At 62.3% G+C, this 6,767-nt stretch carries 5 protein-coding genes; 3 read left to right on the top strand and 2 right to left on the bottom strand.

Annotation, left to right across the window (positions count from 1 at the left end; all coding sequences use genetic code 11):
- Nucleotides 1–9: 9 nt before the first annotated feature.
- On the bottom strand, nucleotides 10–1,209 hold the full coding sequence (locus tag ACPTTF_RS33250; protein WP_423369833.1) for a glycine C-acetyltransferase: 1,200 nt from the start codon (nucleotides 1,207–1,209) through the stop codon (nucleotides 10–12).
- 161 nt (nucleotides 1,210–1,370) lie between these two features.
- Here ACPTTF_RS33250 and ACPTTF_RS33255 point away from each other — a divergent pair, with 161 nt between their 5' ends.
- From ACPTTF_RS33255 to ACPTTF_RS33265, 3 genes are all read left to right on the top strand, one after another.
- Nucleotides 1,371–1,982: a helix-turn-helix domain-containing protein gene (locus ACPTTF_RS33255; RefSeq protein ID WP_021163719.1), complete on the top strand. Its 612-nt coding sequence runs from the start codon at nucleotides 1,371–1,373 to the stop codon at nucleotides 1,980–1,982.
- A 140-nt stretch (nucleotides 1,983–2,122) separates the two neighbouring features.
- A complete protein-coding gene (locus tag ACPTTF_RS33260) occupies nucleotides 2,123–2,500 on the top strand; it encodes a DUF2471 family protein (RefSeq protein ID WP_166955765.1) in 378 nt (125 codons plus the stop codon).
- A 102-nt stretch (nucleotides 2,501–2,602) separates the two neighbouring features.
- Nucleotides 2,603–3,628 (top strand): tyrosine-type recombinase/integrase, encoded by a 1,026-nt coding sequence (locus ACPTTF_RS33265; protein ID WP_423369834.1) that lies wholly within the window; start codon nucleotides 2,603–2,605, stop codon nucleotides 3,626–3,628.
- A gap of 136 nt (nucleotides 3,629–3,764) precedes the next feature.
- Here ACPTTF_RS33265 and ACPTTF_RS33270 read toward each other — a convergent pair whose 3' ends face one another.
- Nucleotides 3,765–4,946, bottom strand: coding sequence for a DNA-binding protein (locus ACPTTF_RS33270; protein WP_166955767.1), 1,182 nt, complete (start codon nucleotides 4,944–4,946; stop codon nucleotides 3,765–3,767).
- Nucleotides 4,947–6,767 lie beyond the last annotated feature (1,821 nt).

Consider the following 6,767-nt stretch of genomic DNA (forward strand, 5'->3'; position numbering starts at 1 on the left):
GCGCCTCCGTCAGATGATGCCGAGCGACTTGCCGACGCGCACGAACGCGGCGACCGTCTGGTCGATCTGCTCGGGCGTATGCGCGGCGCTCATCTGCGTACGGATGCGCGCGCGGCCGCGCGGCACGACGGGGAACGAGAAGCCGATCACGTAGACGCCTTCGTCGAGCAGCTTGTCGGCCATGTTCGTCGCGAGCTGCGCGTCGCCGAGCATCACCGGGATGATCGGGTGCGCGCCCGGCACGAGCGTGAAGCCGGCTTCGGTCATCTGCTTGCGGAACCGCGCGCCGTTCTCGCGCACGCGCTCGCGCAGCTTCGCGCCTTCGTCGCTGCCAAGCAGTTCCAGCACCTTCAGCGATGCCGCGGCAATGCTCGGCGTCAGCGTGTTCGAGAAGAGATACGGGCGCGAGCGCTGGCGCAGCAGTTCGACGACTTCGCGACGCGCGGCGACATAGCCGCCCGATGCACCGCCGAGCGCCTTGCCGAGCGTGCCCGTGATGATGTCGACACGGCCTTCGACGCCGCAGTGCTCGGGCGTACCGCGGCCGTGCGTGCCGATGAAGCCGACCGCGTGCGAATCGTCGACCATCACGATCGCACCGTAGCGATCGGCGAGATCGCAGATGCCTTTCAGGTCGGCGATGATGCCGTCCATCGAGAACACACCGTCGGTCGCGATCAGCTTGTGGCGCGCGCCCGCTGCGTCGGCTTCCTTCAGCTTCGCCTCGAGGTCGGCCAGGTCGTTGTTCTTGTAGCGGAAGCGCTTCGCCTTGCAGAGGCGAACGCCGTCGATGATGCTCGCGTGGTTCAGCTCGTCGCTGATCACCGCGTCGTTCTCGTCGAGCAGCGTCTCGAACAGCCCGCCGTTCGCGTCGAAGCAGCTCGAATAGAGGATGCTGTCCTCGGTGCCGAGAAACGCGGCCACCGCGCTTTCCAGTTGCTTGTGCACGGTTTGCGTGCCGCAGATGAAGCGCACCGATGCCATGCCGAAGCCGTCCTCGCCGAGGCCGGCCTTCGCCGCGTCGATCAGGCGCGGATCGTTCGCCAGGCCCAGATAGTTGTTCGCGCAGAAATTGAGCACGCCGGCACCGCCGGCGAGCCGCACGGCCGCCGCCTGGGGACTCGCGATCTCGCGCTCGGTCTTGTAAAAACCGTCCGCGCGAATCTGGTCCAGCGTCCCGCGCACCTGGGCGAGAAAGGCATCACGCATCACAAAGCTCCTGACAGGGATTCGCATTCCGCAACGCGCCACTCGTGGCGGCGGCGCAACAGCCTGCTACTGTTATAGTCGGTCGTTCGGTTGACCGCATTTATCCGATATTCCGAACTAGAATTCGAAATACCGAACAACTCTAAGCGAACGGAATCCAAATGGCAAGTTCCTCCGGTTCGCGGCGCACGCCTGCCAGCGCCGCACCGCAACCGCCAGCCGCGACGCCGCCGCGTGTCGGCGAGCAGATCCAGCGGCTGCGCAACGAACGCAAGCTGACACTCGACGACCTGTCGCGCGCGGCCGGCGTATCGAAATCGATGCTCTCCGAGATCGAACGCGACAAGGCCAACCCGACGATCGCCGTGGCGTGGCGGCTGACGAACGCGCTCGGCATCACGCTCGACGAGCTGTTCTCGCAGCCGAAAGCGCCCGAGACCATCCGCGTCGACGGCCCGCACGACATTCCGACGCTCGCCGGTCACGACGGCCGGTACCAGTTGCGCGTGTGGGGCCCGATCGACCTCGCCGGCAAGTTCGAGTGGTATGAGCTGACGCTGCCGGGCGGCGGCGCGCTGATATCGAACGCCCACGAGCCCGGCACGCGCGAGCACCTCACCGTGCTGCAGGGCGCGATGGAAATCGAAGCCGCGGCGGCAAGCCGGCGCCTGAAGGTAGGCGACACCGCGCGCTACCCGGCCGACGAGCCGCACGCGATCCGCAATCCCGGCAAGGCCGAGGCGCGGGCACTGCTCATCGTGATACATCGCTGACGGCGCGGATAGCTGGCCAAAGGGCCGATTGCAGGCCAGTTGCGGAAAACACTGTATGTTTGTACAGTATACGGACATTCCGCCATGCATGGGCCGGAGCCGGCGCACCGAGGCGCCCGCCCGGTCGACAGGAGCCTGCAATGACAGAAGAACAAGATTTGGCCGCGCTCAGCTTCAAGGCTGCCGCGCACGACCTCGAGCTGATCGTTCGCCATATTGCCGGGCGCTATATCCGCCAGCGCGTCCCGCTGACGTGGCGCCTGCTGCACGCCATCGAAGCCGAGGCGCTCGCCGATCTCGGCTTTGCCAGCCGGCACGAGGCCGGCATGCGTCAATTGTTCGAACGGCCGTCGGACATGACGTTTCCCGAAACGGACGATCCGATCGACTTCGGGCGCTCGAACGCGCTGCCCGCCGTATTTTCGTTCGCGGTTCTCGCATACGAAGCGGCGTCAACCTCGAACGACACCGCGCCTCGCGAGCGTGCTCTTCGCCCGTCCAAGGCGTGGGGCGACTGACTGCCGGCCCCGGCCACCGCGCGTGGCGGCCTTGTCCCGCCTCTTGCTGCCCGAGACGTTGCGGAAAGGGCTACGATATACGCAACTAACGGAATAAATCACATGTCCCTTCCCGCCTCTCCCGACACCCCAGCACGCCCGGAGGAAACGGATCTGTTCGACCGCGGCGCGTCCGACTGGATCGTCTCGCCCGAAGCCGCATTCGATGCGTGGCTCGCCATGCAGGACTATCGCCGTTCATCGGCCGACGTCTATCGTGCGCAATGGGGCGCGTTTCTCACTTGGCTGCGTACGCACCAGAAGAATCTGGCAACGGTCGATACCGCAACCATCGCGAATTTCGTCGGCGAGCTCCCGATCCGGAAAACCCAGCGGATGCGCTATCTGCGGCTGATCGAGCGCGTGCTCGACCACATCCGGCGTACCGAATACGCGTCGACCAACCCGGCCCGGTTCATTGCTCAGGATGGCGAAGCGAACTGGCGCAAGGCGCGCGACAACGAACCTACCGGTTTCCTCACGCCAACCGAGCGAGCAACGTTGCTCGCGTACCTGTTTTCGCCGATTGGTGTATCCGGTTCCGCTTATTGGAAAGAGCGACGCGACCGTGCGCTCGTCGCCGTGTTTCTCGGTGCCGGCATTAAGACCGGTGAAGCTCGCGTGCTCACGATTAGTTGCATCAATACGGCTGGAACATCGCTGCAGATCGAATCGACACATCCGGATTTCGCACGCGAAACCCACCTGGCATCGTTCGCGATCGCGCTGCTCGAAGCGTGGCTCACCGAACGCAAGCGTCAGGACATTCCGGGTGAACTCGTGTTCCCCGCATCCCACGCCGGGCGGCCGATGCACAAGGCGACGATGCTGCGCGCCATCGACGCGATCGTCGAATCCGCCGGGCTCACGTCGTCACGCACTGCGCGCGCGAGCCCGCAAACACTGCGCAATACCTACGCGGCCGAGCTGTTCGAACACGATGTGCCGCCCGAACGGGTCGGCAAATGGCTGGGCTTCATGCGGCCCATCTCGTCGAATCGCCTGCATCGCGCATGGAAAAACTGGCGCGACGGTCTGGCCGACAGCAACGGTGACGGTGACGCATCCGGCATCGACGAAACTCACTGATCCCCAAACGGCTGCTCACGCGACGCGATCCGTGAGCAGCCTCGTGTGGCGTTGCCTCACCGTTTCACAGCTCCCGAAAAACCTCACCTCAAGCTCCCCGGATCGTCTCACCTGTGCGGTGCGACCGATCCTTGCGTCACGTGTGCGCAAAGCGGGCGACGGCTTCGAATCGGGATGGCCATGGGCCCGAAGCATGCTCGCACTCGGGGCAGGCCACTTCGAAACCCTCTTTTCCGTGCGACAGTTCGGGCTCGCCGTCGCAATGCGGACAATGGGCTGGCACCGGAATCTCTTGATCCAGTGAGGTGCCGATCGCGGCAAACGCCTCCGCATCGAGTTGTCCGGCATCGGCCAGGCGGCGGATCAGCGCGGCAATTTCCGGATCCATTCCGCGGCTCGCGCGCAGCGAACTCACATCGCGCGTCGCACGTTCCAGTTCATCGCCCTGGCTGCGCAACTGTTCTTCGAGCCGGTCGGCGCGCGCCTTGGCCGAACTCAACTGCTGCAGGAAATCGAATTCCTTGCGCTGGACGTCCCGCAAACCGCTTTGATAGGTCGACGCCGTGCTGCGCAGCGCATCCAGCTCGACCAGCATGGGCTTGACGCGGCGTTCGGCTTCGGCCACCGCGTCCTTGATTTGCTGCGCGTAGTGCTCGGTGCGCTGCTGCAGTTCGGCTTGCAGTGCATCGATACGATCGCGCAGCGTGGCGTTCTGCGCCTGCTCGGCTTCGACACGGCCGGCTGCCGCAGCCAGCTCCTTCTCCAGTCGAGCGACTGTGGTGAGTAACGTCGCTTCGCTTGCCGAACCGTGCGTCGTTTGCGACGCGAGCTGGACTTCCAGTTCGGTCACGCGAGCCTGCAATTGCTCGTTTTTCGCTTCGCCACGCGCGAGCGCGCCTTCGAGCGTTTCCTGGCGGACGGTTGCGTCGCGCAACCGCTGTTCTGCGTCCGCAACGCCGGCGCGAACCTGTTCGCGATCGCCGTCGAGACTGTCTCGCGCGGCTTTCAACGCTTCTTCATACAGTGCCCCCAACAACGCACCGGCTTTTTCCTCGACGGCTTTCGGGATTGCTGCACCGTCGAGCCTCACCTTGGAAGCGGAGCGAATGCGCTCCCAGAAATGATCGATGTCTTTCGGGATGTCGCTGGCGCTGCCGGTCTGCGTGAGATCGCGGACGTTGGCAGCCGACGGCCGGATGCCGAGATCGAAGAACAGCCGTTTGCACGCATGCAGCGACAATTCCTGCCGTCGGGCACCGTTTGCGCGCAGCGATTCCAGTTCGTCCCGAATGGCTTGGCGTATTTCGTCGAGGGTCATCGCTGTGCTCACAGACATTGAAGTGTTGCGATCATAACGAAATACGTACTTATTAATACCTTCTTCCGCTCAACGTTGTGAATTTACGTCGCTTTGCACAGAAATCGGGCCTGTGAGCGAATCTGGACGACTGTGGTTCAGGATTCCGTGAAACAAAGCGAAGAAAGTCAGCCAAGTCCTTGTCGTACAAGCGTTTTCCAGCAGATCCCGAATTTCGGCATTTGTTTCACATGACGGTGGATCCGATTGCCTGTGGGTGTTCAGGGGTTGGGGTGTCTGTGGAAAACTCTTCGGCCCATGTCTTGAGAGTATTAGAAGTAAACACCCTTGAACCCTTAGTTAAAAACGTTAACGCCACGGCACAGCCTTATGCTGCAAGGCTTTCCGGCCGACAAGGTGAAGTTTTACGGGAGCCAAGGTGATCTTCTGCGGGAGCTGAAGTGATGGGGTTCAGGGAGCTGCGTGAGCCGTTGCAGGAAAGGTCGTGAGCGGATTCGGGATCACAGTGAAACACGAGATTTCCCAAAGGTGAGGCTTTTCGGGGCCTCACAGCCACAGAACCCGCGCTGTGCCTGACTGCACAGTTTTCTGCCTGTGCAGACATAGGTGAGAACTTGCGGGACCTTCTTCGTGCCCCGATTCTGCCCATCTTTTAGGCAGTTTTTGTGAAAGGTGAGGTTTCACGGGACTCCGCGGGAGTTTGGTGTGAGGATTTCCGGGAAGCGGACGCCATTTTGCACAGCAAAAGTGCTCTCGGGGGCCTGTGATGCCCTAAAGGTGAGGTTTTTCGGGAGGGAAATGCGGGTTTTCCTGCCCGGATCCCGCTGAGGTGAGCTTTTTCGGGGCATGAATCACAGGCTGTGATTCCGGCCACAGGTGAGCCTTTTCGGGAATGGAATTTGCCCGAAAAATGGTCAAAGGTGAGGTTTTGCGGGACCTGTGAGCAGTCGAATTCGTCGAAAAGCCCGCCAGGACTGGAAGAAATCTCGTTTTTGCTGTGCCACTTTTTGGCACAGGTGAGATTTTTCGGGGGGTGACATAGGATTGTCGTATGAAGGTTTTCGGTCGAAAGGTGAGGTTTTTCGGGGGATGTCAGCGGCGCACAGCCAAATGCCTTCTGCGCATAAGTATCGGAAGGCATTGGGGTTTTTGATACCGCGGCAGTTACGGTGAGGTTTTTCGGGAGCCATTTCCGTGGCAGTGGAGGCACAGCGATTTTTCGGTAAGGTGAGCGTTTTCGGGAGGCTTGGGTAGCAAATCCCGCGTGAGCCGGGGATTCGTCGGCATCCGGGCGAATAGAGACGCTGTGCTCGAGGTGAGTATTTTCGGGACCCGATACGGTTTGTGCGCTGTACAATGCGCGCCCGGGCCGACAAAGCTCGCTCGATCGGGTCGTGCGGGCCGGTTTCGCTGGCGCCTTCCGGGATGGCGGAGCCGATCACGATCACCCGGTGAGTCCCGCCTGTACATGCATACAGGCCGAAGCGGGCCGATCGGGAAGCGCGGGGAGGTGGGATCGCAACCCTGTGCCGAACTCACGGCGGCGCAGTCGTAAAATTACGACAAATCGAAAGGTGAGCCGATACGGGAGCACACTTCGCACGTGTCGCGCACAGGTGAAATTCTGTGAATCGGCGCATCCCGCAGCACGTCTGGACGAGTCCGGAACGCTGCAAATCCGGACTGGTGAGGGTTTTCGGGAGCGCCTGGGGTGAGTGCCGTTTTGCACGCGCACTTCACCCGCTATGGTGAGCATGTCGTTCTGGACGCACATCACCGCAGGCGCTATCCTTCCGGAAAACTTCTCCTCCGACCCGACGT

Origin of the sequence: Burkholderia crassaminum (assembly GCF_964265005.1) — a bacterium.
Classification (GTDB): Bacteria; Pseudomonadota; Gammaproteobacteria; order Burkholderiales; family Burkholderiaceae; genus Burkholderia.

Excerpts from the sequence above, each read along its gene's own strand:
- ACPTTF_RS33260 (WP_166955765.1), top strand. The coding sequence starts at position 2,123 with ATGACAGAAGAACAAGATTTGGCCGCGCTCAGCTTCAAGGCTGCCGCG.
- ACPTTF_RS33255 (WP_021163719.1), top strand. The coding sequence starts at position 1,371 with ATGGCAAGTTCCTCCGGTTCGCGGCGCACGCCTGCCAGCGCCGCACCG.
- ACPTTF_RS33265 (WP_423369834.1), top strand. The coding sequence starts at position 2,603 with ATGTCCCTTCCCGCCTCTCCCGACACCCCAGCACGCCCGGAGGAAACG.
- ACPTTF_RS33250 (WP_423369833.1), bottom strand. The coding sequence starts at position 1,209 with ATGCGTGATGCCTTTCTCGCCCAGGTGCGCGGGACGCTGGACCAGATT.
- ACPTTF_RS33270 (WP_166955767.1), bottom strand. The coding sequence starts at position 4,946 with ATGACCCTCGACGAAATACGCCAAGCCATTCGGGACGAACTGGAATCG.